Source organism: Veillonella criceti, from assembly GCF_900460315.1.
In the GTDB taxonomy this organism is placed as follows: Bacteria; Bacillota; Negativicutes; order Veillonellales; family Veillonellaceae; genus Veillonella_A; species Veillonella_A criceti.
Genome location: NZ_UHIO01000001.1, coordinates 937,839 through 955,092, shown reverse-complemented (window position 1 = coordinate 955,092; position 17,254 = coordinate 937,839). Strand labels below are relative to the sequence as shown.

The 17,254-nt window shown below is 39.2% G+C and carries 13 protein-coding genes; all 13 read left to right on the top strand.

Features of this window, described 5'->3' with window-relative positions; all coding sequences use genetic code 11:
- Positions 1–118 precede the first annotated feature (118 nt).
- The 13 genes from DYE54_RS04340 to lpxD all read left to right on the top strand — a co-directional run bounded on the left by DYE54_RS04340 (position 119) and on the right by lpxD (position 17,254).
- Positions 119–880, top strand: a complete 762-nt coding sequence (locus DYE54_RS04340; RefSeq protein WP_115310093.1) for an MlaE family ABC transporter permease — start codon at positions 119–121, stop codon at positions 878–880.
- A 104-nt stretch (positions 881–984) separates the two neighbouring features.
- Positions 985–1,743, top strand: a complete 759-nt coding sequence (locus DYE54_RS04335) for an ABC transporter ATP-binding protein (protein ID WP_115310092.1) — start codon at positions 985–987, stop codon at positions 1,741–1,743.
- Positions 1,744–3,048, top strand: a complete 1,305-nt coding sequence (locus DYE54_RS04330) for an MlaD family protein (RefSeq protein ID WP_115310091.1) — start codon at positions 1,744–1,746, stop codon at positions 3,046–3,048.
- Between the two features lie 17 nt (positions 3,049–3,065).
- Positions 3,066–4,517, top strand: coding sequence for a TolC family protein (locus DYE54_RS04325; protein ID WP_115310090.1), 1,452 nt, complete (start codon positions 3,066–3,068; stop codon positions 4,515–4,517).
- Between the two features lie 112 nt (positions 4,518–4,629).
- Positions 4,630–8,940 carry a translocation/assembly module TamB domain-containing protein gene (locus tag DYE54_RS04320; protein ID WP_115310089.1) on the top strand — a complete coding sequence of 1,437 codons (4,311 nt, stop codon included), beginning with the start codon at positions 4,630–4,632 and terminating at the stop codon, positions 8,938–8,940.
- 19 nt (positions 8,941–8,959) lie between these two features.
- Entirely contained in the window at positions 8,960–9,592 is a 633-nt protein-coding gene (locus DYE54_RS04315; RefSeq protein WP_115310088.1) for a sigma-70 family RNA polymerase sigma factor, read from the top strand.
- 291 nt (positions 9,593–9,883) lie between these two features.
- Positions 9,884–10,561 (top strand): hypothetical protein, encoded by a 678-nt coding sequence (locus tag DYE54_RS04310; RefSeq protein ID WP_115310087.1) that lies wholly within the window; start codon positions 9,884–9,886, stop codon positions 10,559–10,561.
- A gap of 86 nt (positions 10,562–10,647) precedes the next feature.
- On the top strand, positions 10,648–12,789 hold the full coding sequence (locus tag DYE54_RS04305; RefSeq protein ID WP_115310086.1) for a BamA/OMP85 family outer membrane protein: 2,142 nt from the start codon (positions 10,648–10,650) through the stop codon (positions 12,787–12,789).
- 2 nt (positions 12,790–12,791) lie between these two features.
- Entirely contained in the window at positions 12,792–14,066 is a 1,275-nt protein-coding gene (locus tag DYE54_RS04300) for a hypothetical protein (RefSeq protein ID WP_115310085.1), read from the top strand.
- Positions 14,067–14,124: 58 nt separating this feature from the next.
- Positions 14,125–14,634, top strand: a complete 510-nt coding sequence (locus DYE54_RS04295) for an OmpH/Skp family outer membrane protein (RefSeq protein ID WP_115310084.1) — start codon at positions 14,125–14,127, stop codon at positions 14,632–14,634.
- Between the two features lie 51 nt (positions 14,635–14,685).
- Positions 14,686–15,672, top strand: a complete 987-nt coding sequence (locus tag DYE54_RS04290) for a hypothetical protein (protein WP_115310083.1) — start codon at positions 14,686–14,688, stop codon at positions 15,670–15,672.
- Positions 15,673–15,687: 15 nt separating this feature from the next.
- Complete coding sequence (locus tag DYE54_RS04285) at positions 15,688–16,185, top strand: OmpH/Skp family outer membrane protein (RefSeq protein WP_115310082.1); 498 nt, start codon at positions 15,688–15,690, stop codon at positions 16,183–16,185.
- Between the two features lie 37 nt (positions 16,186–16,222).
- Positions 16,223–17,254, top strand: a complete 1,032-nt coding sequence (gene lpxD, locus DYE54_RS04280) for a UDP-3-O-(3-hydroxymyristoyl)glucosamine N-acyltransferase (RefSeq protein ID WP_115310081.1) — start codon at positions 16,223–16,225, stop codon at positions 17,252–17,254.

Here is a 17,254-nt window from a genome sequence, read left to right as displayed (position 1 = left end):
GATGACAATATCTCTGGTTTTGTGCTAAAATGAGGGGTAGTAATCATGTTTAGTAATTTTATTGCTAACATAAAAAAGTAAAAGCTGATTAAGCTTGTTTGTAAGAGGAGGAGCATCCTTGCAGTGGTTAGAATCAATTGGCCGTGAAGTCTTACTTTGGTTAGCCCGATGTGGTGAAGCGGTCATTTTAATTGGACAAACAATTAAACAATTACGACAGGCTAACTGGCGGCATGTTATTTTTCAAATGGCTCATTTGGGTGTGGATTCATTGCCCATTATTAGTTTAACTCTGCTTTTTGCTGGTGCCGTTATGACGTTGCAAATTACGGATATTTTAATTCGTTATGGCGCACAAGGCACTGTTGGCGGTATTATGGCTATCGCGATGGGGCGTGAGTTAGGGCCTGTTTTAGTTGGGGTTGTATTAGCTGGCCGTGTAGGCGCTGCTATTACGGCTGAGTTAGGGACCATGAAAGTAACAGAGCAGATTGACGCTCTTAAAGTAATGGCTGTTAATCCAATCGGTTATTTAGTTGTACCGCGTGTTATTGCTTGTATGATTATGGTACCTATTTTGGCGTTTTATGGTGTGCTTATCGGTATCAGTGGTGGTTATGTAGTGGCTACGGCCTTTAAAGGTTTGGCTGGTATGACATATACTGACTCCATCCAGCTATTTGCGGTGACCAGTGACTTGACGTATGGCTTGATTAAAGCGAGTGTATTTGGTGCCGTTATCGCTTTGGTAGGTTCTTATAAAGGTATGTATACTAAAATGGGTGCGGCTGCTGTGGGTAATGCCACTACTAGTTCAGTTGTGACAAGTATTATTCTAGTATTTGTATTGAATTACTTTTTATCCTTATTATTATATTGATAGAGGATATTTTTAAAAGGCTGAATAGGCTTTTGCCCATAAGGTAGCCTGTGTTTACAGAATATTTTGATAGTAAAGAATAAAGAAGATTTGAGGATCCTTTCATGATTGAACTGCAAGACGTTGTAGTGGCCTATGAAGATAGAGTCATTCTAGATCATGTGAATTTAAAAATAGAAGATGGTGAAACGTTGGTTGTGCTTGGCGGCAGTGGCGCTGGTAAAAGTACAATTTTGCGATTGGTTATAGGACTGCAGCGGCCTAATAGTGGCCGTATTTTAGTCGATGGTGTTGATGTAGTCAGCCTCTCTGATGATGAATTTAATAAAGTTCGAGAGAAGATGGGCATGGTCTTTCAATATTCGGCGTTGTTCGACTCTATGACAGTAGCTGAAAATGTAGCCTTTGGACTACGACAACATACAGAACTGAAAAATGCAGATATTAAAGAGATTGTACAGGAGAAGCTTGATCTAGTCGGCTTGCCAGATACGGCGGATTATATGCCAAATGAGCTATCTGGTGGTATGAAAAAGCGAATTAGTTTGGCTAGAGCTATTGCTCAAAATCCAAGCATTATTTTATATGATGAACCTACGTCAGGGTTAGATCCGATTACGTCAGGGACAATTAGTAAATTGATTCGAAGTATGCAACATCATTTTAACTGTACTTCGATTGTAGTAACTCATGATATGCAGTCTGCTTTTTATGTAGCTGACCGCATTGCTTTATTAGATAATGGTAAGTTTATTGAAGTATCAAGTCCAACGGTATTTAAAAAATCTAAAAATCCGTTGGTGCAACAGTTTATACATGGCGGTGATATGTTAGAAGATACCGCAGATGGGGGGAACGAATAAATGAAGTGGAGTACAGAGGCTAAGGTAGGCTTATTTACCATTATTGGCCTTTGCTTATTTGCGGCATGTGTTATCTTTTTAGGTCGTCTGGAGTTATTTCAGCCACCGCAAATGCATATTACTGGTGAGTTTCAATCGGTAACAGGTCTTAAAACGGGCAATCAAATTAAATATTCTGGTGTGGCTGTTGGTCGAGTAACAGATATGGAAGTAACATCTAAAGGGGTTACTTTAATAATGGAAATTAAGGATGATACAGAGATTCCTGTTGATTCTGAATTTAGTTTAGCCAATGACGGGATTTTAGGTGATAAATTTATTCAAATTACACCAGGTCATTCTAAAACCTTTTTAAAAGATGGTGATATTATTCATGGTGATGGTCAAAGTGATATTGATAAAACCATGCGTCAAGCTACAGTATTGATGGAAGAAGCTAATAAAACGTTAGGTTCTATTAATAATGTTATTGGTGATGCACAGACACAAGCAGCCTTGCGAAATGCTTTGCGTACGACTGAAGATATTGCCAATAATACAGCTGAGCTGACTGCACGTATGAATCAGATGGTAGCCTCTAATGAAGGTAATTTAAATGAAATTACAACTAATATGGCTGGTATTACACGTAATATGACAAATATTACGAATCAGTTAGATACATCACTTCAAGAATTAAATGGTGATGGCCAAGCTGCTAGTGATATGCGTGCGATTTTGAGTAATTTAAGAACGACTACTAATAGTTTGAATAATATGGCTTCCTCAATGGAAGGGGTTGTGACTGACCCACAAAGCAGTAAGGATATTAAGGAAACATTGCATAATACCGCTCAATTAACAACTAAGTTAAATCGTCTGACTGGAGGAGATGTAGAAAGCAGTGATTCCGGAAAAAAGTACCCTTTTAAGGCTAGCGCCAATATAGAGCTTTTATATAACACAACGAGTGATAAATACAATCCTAATGCAGATTTTCGTTTGCAATTTGGTAAGAGTATGTTCACGTTAGGGGCAACAAATATTGGTGATAATAGTCAGTTAGAACTTACTTATGGTAAGTATGTAGCTAATGATTTCTTACTCCGTGGTGGTTTATTTGATGGCGATGTAGGGATTGGGGTTGACTATGGTTTGAATGGTCCATTCTCTATTTCGGCTGCCGTTATGGATTTTAATGATACACGCTATCGTATTCGCAGTGAAGTTCGTTTATTTGAAGACACTTATGCAGTGGCTCAGTTTATTCGACCGTTTAGTGCTGAAAATGGTGGTAATTTCTATGGTATTCGACATGTCTTTTAATTTTTGGAGGTAATAGCATGGCAAATAAAAAAGCACTCTCATTGGCCATTGTATTGGCTTTAACGGCTACTAGCGTATGGGCCGCTGATACGACGACAGATAGTAAATTAACAAAATATCAACAAGCTGCGTTGGTAACAACGCAACAAACAGTGGCTAATAAAATTGCAACTGATGAAGTGATTGGTGATAAAGTATCCTTAACATTGCCTCATACAGTAGAATTAGCACTTATTAATAATCGTGACGTACGTCAAGCTGGTTGGGCTTATGAAGCCGCTAAAGCAAAAGTAAGTGTGGCTGCAGCTGCTAAAAACCCGACAATTGGGTATGGATATTCTGGAAGTCGGACAACCGCAGATTCTTCTCATGTTACAGCTGCGGGGCATGGTATATCAATTGAAGTGCCTATTTATACAGGTGGCAAAGTAGAATCTGCTATTGATGCAGCCCGTTATTCTCGCGAAGGATTTAATGCAGCCTTAGAAGTACAACGTCAAACGACAAAATTAGATGCTGCTAAAGGTTATTTTGGGTTAATTCAAGCACGTAATAAGGTGGATGTAGCGAATCAAACAATTAAAGATTATGATAGCCAGCTAACGAATGTTAATCAGCAATATAATGTTGGGTTAGTTGCTAAGTCGGATGTGTTAGCGGCACAAACGGCTGTAGCGAATGCTCAGACTGAATTAGTAACAGCTCAGAACTCAGCGAATTTAGCAGAAGCTAAATTGAATAATTTAATTGCCTTGCCTGTGAATACTAGTGTTGAAACAGCTGACGCTATGCTTGGTTATACTCCATACAATGTAAGTCTTGAAGAAGCGCAAGCGTATGCTATGCTTCATCGAGCTGAGCTTGTACAGAGCACTATGGCGGTAAAAGCTGCTGAAGAACAGATTAAATCGGCTAAAGCTGGTTATATGCCTAAATTGAGTGCGAAAGCCTCTCAAGATTGGAAAGGTAGTGATTGGGATGGAACCGATAATAATAGCTGGACTATTAGTGCTAACGTAGCATGGAGTTTATGGGATGGTGGTGCTACTAGCGAAGGCATTAAGGTAGCAGAAGCTGATTTAGAACAAGCTAAAGAAGCTAATTATCAAGCAGTAGATAGTGTTAACTTATCAGTGCGTGAAGCCTACTTAAATATGAAAGCGGCAGAACAAACGATTCAAAGTACTCGTGTAGCCGTAGAACAAGGTCAAGAAAACTTCCGTATTGCTTCGTTACGTTATCGTGCAGGGGTAGGCACCAATGTGGATGTTCTTGATGCAGAAACAAAATTAACAACAGCGCGTAATAATTATGTAGATGCGCTATTCAATTATAATATTGCAGTAGCGTCCTTAGAAACCGCTATGGGTGTGCCATTGGATACCCCAATTGGCGGTGCAGCACCATTAGTTAATGAAGCTAATGCGAGTCAAACTTTGGCAACTTTAGTAGCTACAGCTACTAAATAAAATGTATTTTTAGTGTGGGGATTGCTGTATAATACATGTATAGAATCACGATACATACAGCGTTTAAACGTTTATTGTTTAGCCTGAGTGAACTATGTGCGAGGAGTTTTAAATGAAAAAGGGACAGCGAAAATGGTTAGCTACAGCCGTAGCATTAGCCGTAGCCTTCGGTGGCGCCCAATTACTGCGCCCTGTAGGTGAAGATATAGTAGGACCTATCGTACAAGAACAATTAAATACAGCAATTAATGGTACAGCTTCATACAATCGATTTGAGATTGGATGGGACGGTACAGTTCATATTGATGACTTGCAAATCAAAGATGAACGAGGTGCTTTAGTCGCTGATGTACCACGCACGGATGTATCATTGGATATATGGGAAGCGGTCAAGATGCCATTTACGGGGTCAGCCGCTTTGCGCTTAATTCATTCTGTGACTTTGACAGATCCTACCGTATATGCTGTGGAAACATCTCAGAATACATGGAATATTACTTCATTAGTTAAACAAAGTGATAGTGATAAACCTATGGAATTTCGTGGGAATATCATTCTAAACAATGGAGTGGCTAAATTAGCTTGGCTAAATGGTCGCCAAACGTCGGTAGAAGCAATTAATGGGGCTGTTAAATTAGGAGAATATCCTGTTATTGAGGGTGCTTTGTCAGCTAATGTCGATGCACAACCAATTACAGTAAAAGCTTCCTATACGAATGATGAATCAGCAGATTTTTCATTATTTGTAAAAGCACAATCGCTTACCTTGGATTATCTAAATGACTTGATTCCTGAAGAGGTAACGGCTCAAATTTTAGGTGGTACGGTTGAAAATATTGCATTAACCATAAATCGTAAGGCGGGCGCTTTGACCTATGAAGGTGGCGTTGATATTAAACATATGGCTGTTGATTATAGCAATCCTGATATAGGTCCTTTACCATATGAACTTCGTCAAGGAACCGGCCATGTTAACTTCAATGGTACTACTATTACGGTTACTGATGGACGCGTGGCCGTTAATGGGCAACAGTTTTTTGCTCATGGAAATGTAGACATTGTAGATACGGACAATCCTGCCTTAAACTTAACGCTGCGTGGACAAGAGGTTCAAATTGAATCCTTAATTGATAAGGGCGTTACAGGTTCTATTAATGCCGTAGCGCATGTATATGGTACGTTTACAGATCCTATTGTGAATGCTACCGTTGAAGCTAATGATGTAAATTATGAAGGCTATGTGTTGCAAAAGGGATTAGCGACGCTAGCTTATAATCAGGATATATTGGATATATCTGATGTAGAATTAGCTTTAAATGGTGGGCAAGCTAGTGGTCGTGGACAATTTAATTTGAAATCACAAGATTATGAGTTTTCATTAGACGGAACTGAGATTCCTCTTGGGCTGGTAGGGCAAGCATTGGGTGAACCGCTTCATGGGACAGTGCGCGGTAAAGCCTATGTGAAAGGAAATACGGGGTCATTAGCACCTACGGTATCGGCTACTTTTGAAGGCCAAGGCATTGGCTATGAAAATATCACGACTGATAGTTTGTCCGGGCAGATTGATGGCCGTGATGGGCAGTATCATATTAACTACTTAAATGGCACGGTTGGCGAAGGCACGTTTACTGCCTATGGAACAGCTAATACAGATAGTTTAGATTTAACTTTTAATGCCAAGGACATACCATTGGCTATGTTTAGTGACTATGTAAATCAACCTATGGAAGGGTTGGCGACCATCACTGGTCGTGTTGAAGGGGCTATTAGTAATCCGACAGTGACGGCAAAAGTGGCCTCTGATGGTGGTCACATAGCGGGTGTACGTTTTGATAATGCCTATGCTGATTTGGCTATGAATAATAAATTAGTGACGATTACTAATGGATTTGTTCAAGATGGTCATGGATATTATAACTTGGCTGGTACGGCTGATTTAGGTGCTTCACAGGCTTTAGATTTACAGGCTAGTGCGTATTCAGTACGTATTGAAAATGTGACGCAGTCCATAGCCCCTGAGGCAGAGGCAACGGGGTGGTTAAATGTTCGTACAGATATTAAAGGAACGTTGTCTAACCCACAAGTACGTGGCTTTGTACATGCTTGGGATGGTTCGGTTAAAGGTAAACTTTTCAGTGATGTACGTTTTGCTTTCCGCTATGGAGATAATGCATTTGGTATTCGTGATTTAGTGGCACAAGCTTATGGTGCTACGATTAAAGGCCATGGTTATTATAAAGAAGGCCAACTTAATTTTAACTTCTTAGGTGATACGATTTATTTACGTCCGTGGCTTAAGGATTATGCTACCGTTGATGGCTATATGACAATAGAAGGTACGGTTACGGGTACATTGGATAAACCAGTGGTACAAGGTACATTGGGGTCTAGTGAAATCGGTATTAACGGTATGCTTTTACACAATGTATCAGGTGGTATTTATGCAGATCCAACGGTATTACATTTAGATAAGGTATCCTTTGAAGAAGGGGAACGAGGTAAATTCCTGATTGATGGAGGATTGTCTTTAGATGGTAGTCAACGACTATTTGGCTATGCTACGATAGAAAACGGTGAATTAACAAACTTTTTACGCGTAGCCAATATAGATGTACCGAATACTAGTGGATTTATTAATGGTCGACTTGACTTAGGTGGGACTTTTAAAAATCCTGATATGACCTTAGTGGGGACTATTGATGATATTGTAGTAGGCGGTAATCCGTGGGGGACAGCTAATTTAGATGTGACCTTGCAAGATAAAAAAATTACGATAAAAAAAGGACAATTGCCAATTGGTGATGGTATGTTAGCGGCTGTAGGAACGGCGGACTTAGATGGCGATAGTGATATTCAAATTGCAGCGAATAATGTAGATATTGAATCGTTACTGCCATTAATGAAAGCGCCAGTACCGGCATCTGGTCATCTCCATTTAATTGCTAATGTAACGGGTAAGACATTAAATCCTCACGTTGAATTGTCCACTGAATTAACCGGCGCTAGTTATAATGGTGTAGGTCTTGATCGTGTATATGCAATGGCGACCATGGAAGATAAGGTTATTCATTTGCAACAATTAGTAGGTCAGCGCGGTGAATATAAAGCAAAACTCCGTGGTATTGTGCCATTAGCTGCTTTTTATACATCCGGGTATTTGCCACCTGGTGATACGTCTGCTATGGATTTAACCTTAGATGTGAATGAAGCCGATTTAGCGGTATTGCCATTAATGTTCCCCGCTGTTACAGAAGGCGTGGGGCCATTAAAAGGGGCACTCCATATTACAGGCAATTATGATCAGCCTTTAGTTAATGGTACGATTAGCGTTGAAAATGGCTTGATCCATTTTGATGGCGTGAAAAAGGACTTGACCGATGTATCGGCTCAAATGATTTTTAAGAATCAAAAGGCGGAATTAATTGGTGGTGCTACGATGGGGAAAGGTAATGCTAGTTTATCTGGTGAAGTAAGCTGGCAGGGCACAAGCCTTACTAACTATGCTGGGGTTGTTCAATTGAATAATCTTGAAGTCGAACATGAATTCTTTACTGGGCCATTGAATGGTGAAATTGGTGTTATGTTAAAAGATGGCTTGCCAACTGTAGTGGGCCATTTAGATTTAGAGAAAGATACGTTAACAATACCATTATCTTTTGCTACGACTGAAGGGGGCGACCCTATAGGTTTAGACTTTACTGTTAATGTAGGTAAGAAAGTTCGGTTATATAGTGGGGGTTTATATGACTTTATTCTTGGCGGTGGTGCCCATATTGGCGGTACAACAGCATTCCCTCATGTAGAAGGGTCTTTTTATGTAGAAGAAGGTACATTGAAGTATTTAAACAATACGTTTAAAATTACGGAAGGTAAAGCCGATTTTATGCAAGGCTCTTTCTTGCCATTATTACATGTAAAAGCAGAATCGCGTGTTCGCTCTTATCGCGTTTATATGGATGTAAATGGTCCTGTGGAGCAGATGGATTTGAAGTTAACGTCTGATCCTCATTTAGAAGAACGACAAATCGTATCATTGCTTACGTTTGGTTATAGTTCTGGCAATGATAGTAGTGTATCTTCTGAGGATGCTAATGCATTGTTAGCCGCTGGTGTGCGTTCTGCGTTGATGGGATATATTGAAGGCCCGTTGAAAGATGCGTTTGGCCTTGATTTAATCAATATAACAACAGGTTCTATTGACCCTAATGAACCGATTAATAGTGAGACAAATAGCTATTATAATATTGAAATTGGTAAATACTTACTACCAAATTTAATGGTAACGTATAGTCAAGGTCTTAATAATGATTTGCAGTCTTATGGGATTTTGTATGATATTAATAACAATTTTAGTATTAATGGTTGGATGAATAGTAATGATCATTCGTATATTGGTGGTCAGTGGACCTATGAGTTTTAATTAAGAAAGGAGGGGCGTCGTGTTTAGTTCGTATTTAGTAGAATTAGAAAAAATAAAATTGTTATCTCCTGAAGAAGAACTAGCTCTTTGGCAATCGTATCGTGAACAAGATGATGAAACGGCGCGTACGGCCCTCATTGAACATTATCAGCCCTTGGTCTTTCGCGAAGCCATGACGTATCGTCAAATGGTTGGTGACGTTATGGATTGTGTACAAGAAGGCACAGTTGGTTTGATTGAAGCGGTTGAACGGTTTGATTATACAAAAGGAGTTGCTTTTTCCTTGTATGCAGTACATCGCGTGCGCGGGCGTATTCTTGACTATCTACGTAAAGAAGGCAAGGGTGGTACTGTATTAAGCGCGCCTAACGAAGAGGATGAATATTGGTGGGAACAATTGCCTGACGAGGGACCTTCCATTGAAATGGCCGTTGAATCTAAAGCTTTTCAACAGGTAGTCGTTGATGCATTAGAACGATTACCAGGAAAGGAACGTCATGTTATGGAACAGGTGTATTTAGCCGATCGTACGATTGCATCCGTAGCCGGCGAATTATCGACTAGTAATAGCTATATACACCGACTTCACCGTCAAGGCATTAAGCGGTTACGGGGCATGCTTAGTCGCACTCGTAAGATATGGAATGAGTAGCAGGTAGGCTTAGTAAGTTAGGTGCTATGGTGTTAGGCATTTTAATATAATAGTATATGGGGATAGGTAACGAACTGTTAAAAGACAAATGTCTTAACGGCAGTTCGTTTTTTTATTAAAAATAACTGAAAAACTAAACTTTTTAAAAAATTATTATAAACTAACCGTGAAGTTGCAAGGAATTATTAATAAAATGTCATATATATGCTATAATAAAACAGATTAATGTGATATAAGTAGTTCACAAAATCATCCTTTCTTACGAATATGTAAGTATGAAAGGAGGCCGTTATGAATAAGACAAGTGACAATATGGAGAAACGCATCCGTTCAGTGAAGACTTGGCTTGACAAGGCAGAACAGGCATATGCTGATGATTCTACCACTAAAGGGCAGTTGCAATTAATGCTAGCTAAGGCAGAAATGCAACATCTTGATGAGAAGCAAACGGTGACTTGGTGGCAGCGCATTGGTTATTGGCCATTAGTCATGGGCGTTCTTATCGTGCTAGGCGGTACATACTTCGCTTGGCAAGGTACTGGTGCATCTGTGTTACCGAATACTACTTCGGTGGAAAGAAAACAGGAGTTAGAGCCTGCGTTTAGTGATACGTCTAACACAGTAACAACTATAGGATCCCCTAGTGATTCTGATAAGGACATTACAAATGATAGTGTGACTAACAGTTCTGCTAATACTACAACTACAGTAAAAGCAATACCTACGGTAGATTCAGACAATGTGACTCATCCAATTGTTACATCAGAGGTAGAGTCTTCACAGCCAGTGATAGAGTCAAATCAAGTTGACTCGCCGTCAACGGTTGCGAATAGTACTTATGAAGCTTCTGCATCAACGGCTACTGTTAATACACAAACAAACGAAACCGTTACAACACCAGTTATAAGTACAACTCAGATTCAAGAGGCTGTACGTGAAGGGGGACGAAGTCTGAGAGGACAAGAATAACAAGGTTTTATAGAATATTTAATAATACACAAATGAACAATATGTTTATTACTATGAAGGCATTATTTTTTAGGAGGATGTAGTAAATGATGAATAAGAGAGCCTATAAAAACATGTTGGCTGTAGCTGTAGTGGCAGCATTAAGTGGCACTACGGTGTGGGCGGCGGATGAAACAACTGCTACAAACACGCAGAATACAGCAACGGTAGCTAGCACAATGGATGCTAGTGATGCCGCAGCACAAGATGCTATTAGTGCGGCTCGTGGAGGCATCGAAGAAGCCCAAAAATCTGATGAAAAGGAAGCAAAACGACAAGAGTTAGATAACTCATCATTGGCTACTCAAGATAAAGGCGTATTAACTGTAGCTAAAGGGGAAGGGGCAAAATTGGAAGAACAGCAAGCAGCTGGGGTACAAACTGAAATTACTACACCAGATGCCCGTTACTTCTCTAGCGTAACTGATGAAGCCTTACAGCCTTATGTAGGCAAAGTGATGACAGGTTTCTCCGTTGATGGTTTGCCCGCTGAAGTACAAGGTGAATATGTGGCTTTATTAAAGAGTCATATTGGCGATACATTAACTATTGAAGCTATCAAAGCAGACATTGCAGCTTTAGGGGCTACTGGTTATTTATCTGAAATTAATCCTGTTATTACAGTAGTACCAGAGGGGGTTAAAGTAGCTTATAAAGTGACGGTTAATCCGGTGGTTAAATCGGTACAATTTGAAGGTAATACCGTGTATAGTAATGAAATGCTTGTTAATTACCTCAATGTACAGCCAGATACAGTACTTAATACCGTACAAGTAGGTGAACGTATTCAAGGGATTAATGCGGCTTATAACCGTGACGGCTATATCTTAGCACGTGTTAACGATTTAGCGGTTGATGAAAATGGGGTACTTCATATCTCTATTACAGAAGGTATTGTAGAAGATATTGTACCGCATGGTAATAAAAAGACGAAGGATTATGTCATTCTTCGTGAATTTAATCAGAAAAAAGGTCAGCCTTTTAATAAATTCTTAGTTCGTCGTTCCGTTGAAAAAGTATATAACCTAGGTTATTTTGATGATGTTAATGTTCGTTTATTAGAAGGGTCTACACCAGATAAAGTAGTCCTTGAAATTGATGTACTAGAACATAAAACAGGGACCATTACCTTAGGGGCTGGTTATTCTGATTCCGATGGTTTCGTAGGTATCGTAGAAGTTGGGGAAGATAACTTACGTGGTACTGGTGATAAAGTTAAAGTTCACTGGGAATTCGGTGGTACTGCTGGTTATAAAAACTACTCCGTATCTTACTTACGCCCTTGGATTGATGACAAAGGGACATCCCTTGGCTTAACTGTATTCGACCGTGAAGATACCTATACAGACTACAACTCTGACGGGGAAGATATTTCTGAATACGTTAAAACACAAAAAGGGATTAGTATTTCCTTAGGTCGTCAGACTGGTGAATATACGCGTGACTATGTAACACTTGAAACACGTAAAGATGGCTGGAAGTTCGACGAAGATGAAATGAGCGGTTATAACTATAGTGCTGGTGGCGGTCCAGGCCATGATGGTTCGTATCAATGGGATAATGCAAAAATTAATTCTGATGGACAGCGAGAAGAACTAGATTTTGCCGGTAAAAATTACATTGATAATAACTTCGGTCGTACCAACAGCGTAACTTGGCAGAAAGTTTATGATTCCCGTGATAATATTTACGATCCAAAACGTGGTCAACGTTTATCTGGGACGGTGCAATGGGCTGGTCATGGTTTAGGCGGTGACTTTGATTACTATAAATTCACTGGTGAATATCGTAGTTATAAACAAATCGGTAAAAATCAAGTATTAGCTTTCCGAGGCCGTATTGGCTGGGCTCAAGGGGATGTACCATTTAGTGCTCTTTATACATTAGGTGGCGCTGATACACTTCGTGGTTTTGAAGATGATCAGTTCCGTGGTAAGAAAATGTACAATGCTACGTTAGAATACCGCGTACCAATCTTTAATAAAGTAACAGGCGTGCTCTTTACTGATATGGGTGATGCTTGGGATGCACCAACAATTAGTTCGACTTGGTATGATGATGATAAATCCTTTAACATCTCTGTTGGTGCTGGTGTTCGTATTACTACGCCAATTGGACCAATTCGTCTTGATTATGGTGTAAGTAAAGATGATAAGAAATTCCACTTCAGCTTTGGTGGACAGTTCTAATTATGAAACGCTGGGGCTTACGCGTGGGGGCGGCCATTTGTATGGCCGCTACTACCACATCAATTACTCACGCGGCACCGATTGAGGCTGTAACGGTACACCTAGAAGGGGCCAGACAACCGTTACCCGCCGTATTGGCCAAGCGTATGACCGCGGCCGTACAAACTGCGGCTGACAAATTGTATATTGGAGTTGATACCGATACTGTGCTAGCCGGTGAAGCTACTTATCATAAAGTAACCAGTGATATTATTGATCGTATTTTATATGGTTATACAGTAGAATCCTTGGAAATTATACCGGGACAAACAAGTCAATTGGCTGTTCGTTTACGTCCGTATGGACAAACCATTCAGTCGGTTGATGTTACGGTCGAATATGGTAACTTAAGTTCAGTAGCACAGCAATTAGTAGCTCAAGATGTAGCCTTTGTAGAACCTCGTATTGAGCAAATTTTGTTAGGTGCACCTTTAGATTCATTAGATTGGGCTTCGGCTGTTACGAGTCAATTAGTACGTAATGAATTGGAGGGGGCTTTACCAGAATTCATTCCTCAAGTAGAAATTACACCTGGCACTAGTACCAAAGTGCGGGTGTATTTAATTCCACAAGGCGCTGTAGTAAGGCACAGTAGTACTGAAATATCCTCCAATACATTGCCGTCCAGTATTTTTTTTACGACTAAACGTTATTATGATAATTATTTAGTCGGTTATGAAGGAGTACCGGTGGCTTTTATTGCTCGTCATGAAGGCGATATTTTAGGTCGAGTACAAGAGGAGTTGAATACAAGTCGGGCGAGTGAGCGGTTCGGCATATCTATGGTGCCTAGTTTACAACTAGGTACAGATTTGCTCTTGAAAATTCAAGTTGACTCATCACGGTATATAGTGCGCGGTGAAGCCTATTTGGATATGGGGACAGATACTGAACATAATGTAGGGTTCAAATTATTTACTGGGGTTAAACAAGGTCGTGGTGATTGGTACTTAGAGACTAATTTTTTCCCTGATTCGTATAAGTGGGCCTTTTATCCATCTTATGCATATCATATAACACCAGATACTACAATTGCCTATCAGTATAATCTCTCAGATAAATATAGTCGTGCTTGGATTCGTCAAACCGTTGGCGAACGTTGGCATATGCGAGCGCAACGAGATTTTGAGGTTCATCGTAATGAATTTGGTTTAGGTTATGACTTAAATAATTATTTAACCTTAGAGTATGTAGTGACCGAAGATAATAAATGGTTGCGTTTAATCGGCTATATTTAAAATAAAAATATAGGTTATAATATAATTAGAAATTTGTAAGAAAGAAGGTATATTGCCTATGATGCGGTTAATTAATAACCAAAAAAATAAAAAATTTGTTTCTCTTTTTGTTGCTGTTATTTTCTTGTTAGGGATTGGGGCTATCGCTTATACACAGATGGCAACACCAAGTATGGCTTCTGATACGAATAGCAATATTGGTGTTATTGATACGACTAAGGTTTTGAGTGCTGCTTCACCAGCTGTAGTAGCTGCTAATAAAGAATTAGATGAGTATAAAAAACAGCTAAGTGATGAATTTAATAGTAAATCAGCTAATATGGATGATAATCAAAAAGCTGAATTAGCTTCACAGTATCAAAGTAAAGTACAAGACAAAATGATGGAAATTCAGAAGAAAATTCAAGATCAAGTAGGGGAAGCATCCAAAGCAGTGGCTGATGCTAAGGGCTTATCCATTGTTATGGATAAACGAACTGTTTTATATGGTGGTGTTGATATTACAGATCAAGTACAGAAGAAATTAAATAGTGGTGCAGACACAACGGATGCAAATACTCAAAAATAATACAGTGTTGACTAATATGTATGGATTGATAGGTGAAAAGGAGGCGTTACAATGAAGCTAACCTATCGTTGGATTTTAGTAGCTGCCGTTGTTATCGTCGCCTTAATACTCGGTGTATTTATTCATAATCGTTTAGATTCGACGAAACCGACTGCCACTTCTAATTTACCTAAAGTAGGCCTTGTAAAAATGGATAAGGTTATTTCCTTTAATCCTTCTTATGAAGAATACACAAAAGCTAAAAAAGAATTAGAAGATTTGCAAGCTAACTATAAAAGTGAGCAACAGTCGTTAACCTTGAAATCGCAAGAACAGTCTTTAGCATTACAGTCACTCGGATCTGATAAAGAAATTACAGATTTACTTAATACGGAATTGATGAGTAAAGTGAAAGCAAAAGAGCAAGAATTAAATATTGCTTATCAGAAACAGCGTATTGCTTTAATCAATAAATATCGCAGTGAGTTAAAAACTGATATGACTGATGCAGACTTGAGAATTGTTAATTTACAGTTAGAATTGAGTAGTAAAACGCAACCGTTGGCGATTACAGAAGAACAAAAAGCAGCCATTGCAGCTGAACAGACCGCTAAGGAAGAAGAATTAAAAACATTGTTAGCGCAACGTAGCCAATCTATTGCAGGAAATGAAATTCAGGAATTAGAACAAAAAGTAGATGGTGAATTAGCTGCTTTACGTGCTTCGGGACAAAAGGAATTAGATGATTATGCAGCTAATTTACAAAAAGAACTATTAGCACGTCGCGATGAAATGATGAAAGCAAAAGCTGATTCTATTTTGGCTACTAATAATTTACCTAATCCGGCAGATTGGAATACAGCTTGGGATAGTCGTTTAAAGGCTAAGCAAAGTGAAGTGGATGCGTTACATGATGCTATTTTAGAAGATGTTCGTATGCGCGCCATGGTTGTTGCTAAAGAACAAAATTTGGATTTAATCGTAATTAATGAAGTTTCAAATGTAAATGCTGTTGATGTAACCGATGCTATTATAGCATCGTATAGTACAGCGCAATAAAAGGAGTTTTCAGTAATGAATAAGAATGTAAAACGTGTATTAGCAGGCTTAACTATGATGGTATCCGTTGGTTTAGTGGCTGGTTGTGGCAGCTCTGAACAAGTGGGTTATGTAGATATGCAAAAAATTATGACAGATAGTCAAAAAGGTCAAGATACACGTTCTAAATTAGAAGCTAAATATAATGAAATTAATACTCGTTTGGCTCAGGAACAAAGTGCTGGTCAAGATGCTAATGCTATGATGCAAAGCAAACAAAAAGCAGAACAGGAAATGCAAGTTTACCAACAAGCCATGATCAATGATTTCCGCAATTCAGTTGATACGAATGTACAAGCCATTGCTAAAGAAAAAAATATTACTGCTGTTGTAGAAAAAAATGCATTGATTAGCGGTGGTGTTGATTTAACCGAAGAAGTATTAACTAAGATGGGCAAAGTTGAAAATAAAGACCAAGCTGCAGCTGGTGATGCTAAGGCTACGAATGGTGAACAACAGACTGAAAACAAATAATTAACTATTATTGATAGATTGAGAGGAGACTTTCACAGTGACGTATACAGTTGAGGAACTGGCGAATAGTGTACAGGGTAAAGTAGTAGGTGATGGATCGATTGAGATTGCTGAAACACGGAGTCTTGATCAAGCCGCTCCACAAGCAATTTCCTTTGCAGTGGGCGAGTATTGTGAATATGTGGGACAAAGCAAAGCAGGCGCTGTTATTGTAGAGGCACCCCTGAAAGATGTGCGCATTCCTCAAATTGTAGTATCGAATGCGAAAGTTGCATTTGCACAAATTTTACAAAAATTCCATCCCCCTGTAGTGTTTCCTACTGGTGTGCATGAAACCGCGATTATTGGTAAGGATGTAACTATTGGTAAGAATGTAACTGTAGGCCCTTACTGTGTTATTTATGATAATGCAGTTATTGGTGATAATGTTATACTACACCCTTATGTATATATTGGACACAACGCTAAGATTGGTGAAGATACAGTTATTTATAGTGGTGCTATTGTTCATGAAAACTGTATTTTAGGCAAACGTGTTGTGTTACGAGCCAAAGCTGTTATTGGTGGCGAAGGGTTCGGATTTGCTACAGAAAATGGCGTGCATACGCACATTCCTCAAGTAGGCAATGTTATTTTGGAGGATGATGTAGAAGTGGGATCCTGTTCCTGTGTGGATAATGCTACGATGGGGTCTACGCTAGTGCGCCGTGGTACTAAAATTGATAATTTAGTACATTTAGGCCATAATGTAGAAATTGGTGAAGATTGTTTCCTTATTGCTCAAGTTGGCATTGCAGGAAGTACAAAATGCGGTAACCATGTAATTTTTGCAGGTCAAACCGGTTGTACCGGCCATATTACAATTGGTGATAATGTTACCTTTGCGGCTAAAACAGGGATAATTGGTAGTGTTCCTTCTAATGGAACTTATGCTGGGTTCCCGCAACGGCCTCATAGGGAATGGCTTAAACAATCGGTCTATGAAAATCGATTGCCTGAAATGGCTAAAACAATTAAGCAATTAGAAAAAGAGTTAGCTGCTTTAAAAGAGCAATTAGCAGCTAAGTAG

Excerpts from the sequence above, each read along its gene's own strand:
- DYE54_RS04335 (WP_115310092.1), top strand. The coding sequence starts at position 985 with ATGATTGAACTGCAAGACGTTGTAGTGGCCTATGAAGATAGAGTCATT.
- DYE54_RS04330 (WP_115310091.1), top strand. The coding sequence starts at position 1,744 with ATGAAGTGGAGTACAGAGGCTAAGGTAGGCTTATTTACCATTATTGGC.
- DYE54_RS04325 (WP_115310090.1), top strand. The coding sequence starts at position 3,066 with ATGGCAAATAAAAAAGCACTCTCATTGGCCATTGTATTGGCTTTAACG.
- DYE54_RS04320 (WP_115310089.1), top strand. The coding sequence starts at position 4,630 with ATGAAAAAGGGACAGCGAAAATGGTTAGCTACAGCCGTAGCATTAGCC.
- DYE54_RS04310 (WP_115310087.1), top strand. The coding sequence starts at position 9,884 with ATGAATAAGACAAGTGACAATATGGAGAAACGCATCCGTTCAGTGAAG.
- DYE54_RS04305 (WP_115310086.1), top strand. The coding sequence starts at position 10,648 with ATGATGAATAAGAGAGCCTATAAAAACATGTTGGCTGTAGCTGTAGTG.
- DYE54_RS04300 (WP_115310085.1), top strand. The coding sequence starts at position 12,792 with ATGAAACGCTGGGGCTTACGCGTGGGGGCGGCCATTTGTATGGCCGCT.
- DYE54_RS04295 (WP_115310084.1), top strand. The coding sequence starts at position 14,125 with ATGATGCGGTTAATTAATAACCAAAAAAATAAAAAATTTGTTTCTCTT.
- DYE54_RS04290 (WP_115310083.1), top strand. The coding sequence starts at position 14,686 with ATGAAGCTAACCTATCGTTGGATTTTAGTAGCTGCCGTTGTTATCGTC.
- DYE54_RS04285 (WP_115310082.1), top strand. The coding sequence starts at position 15,688 with ATGAATAAGAATGTAAAACGTGTATTAGCAGGCTTAACTATGATGGTA.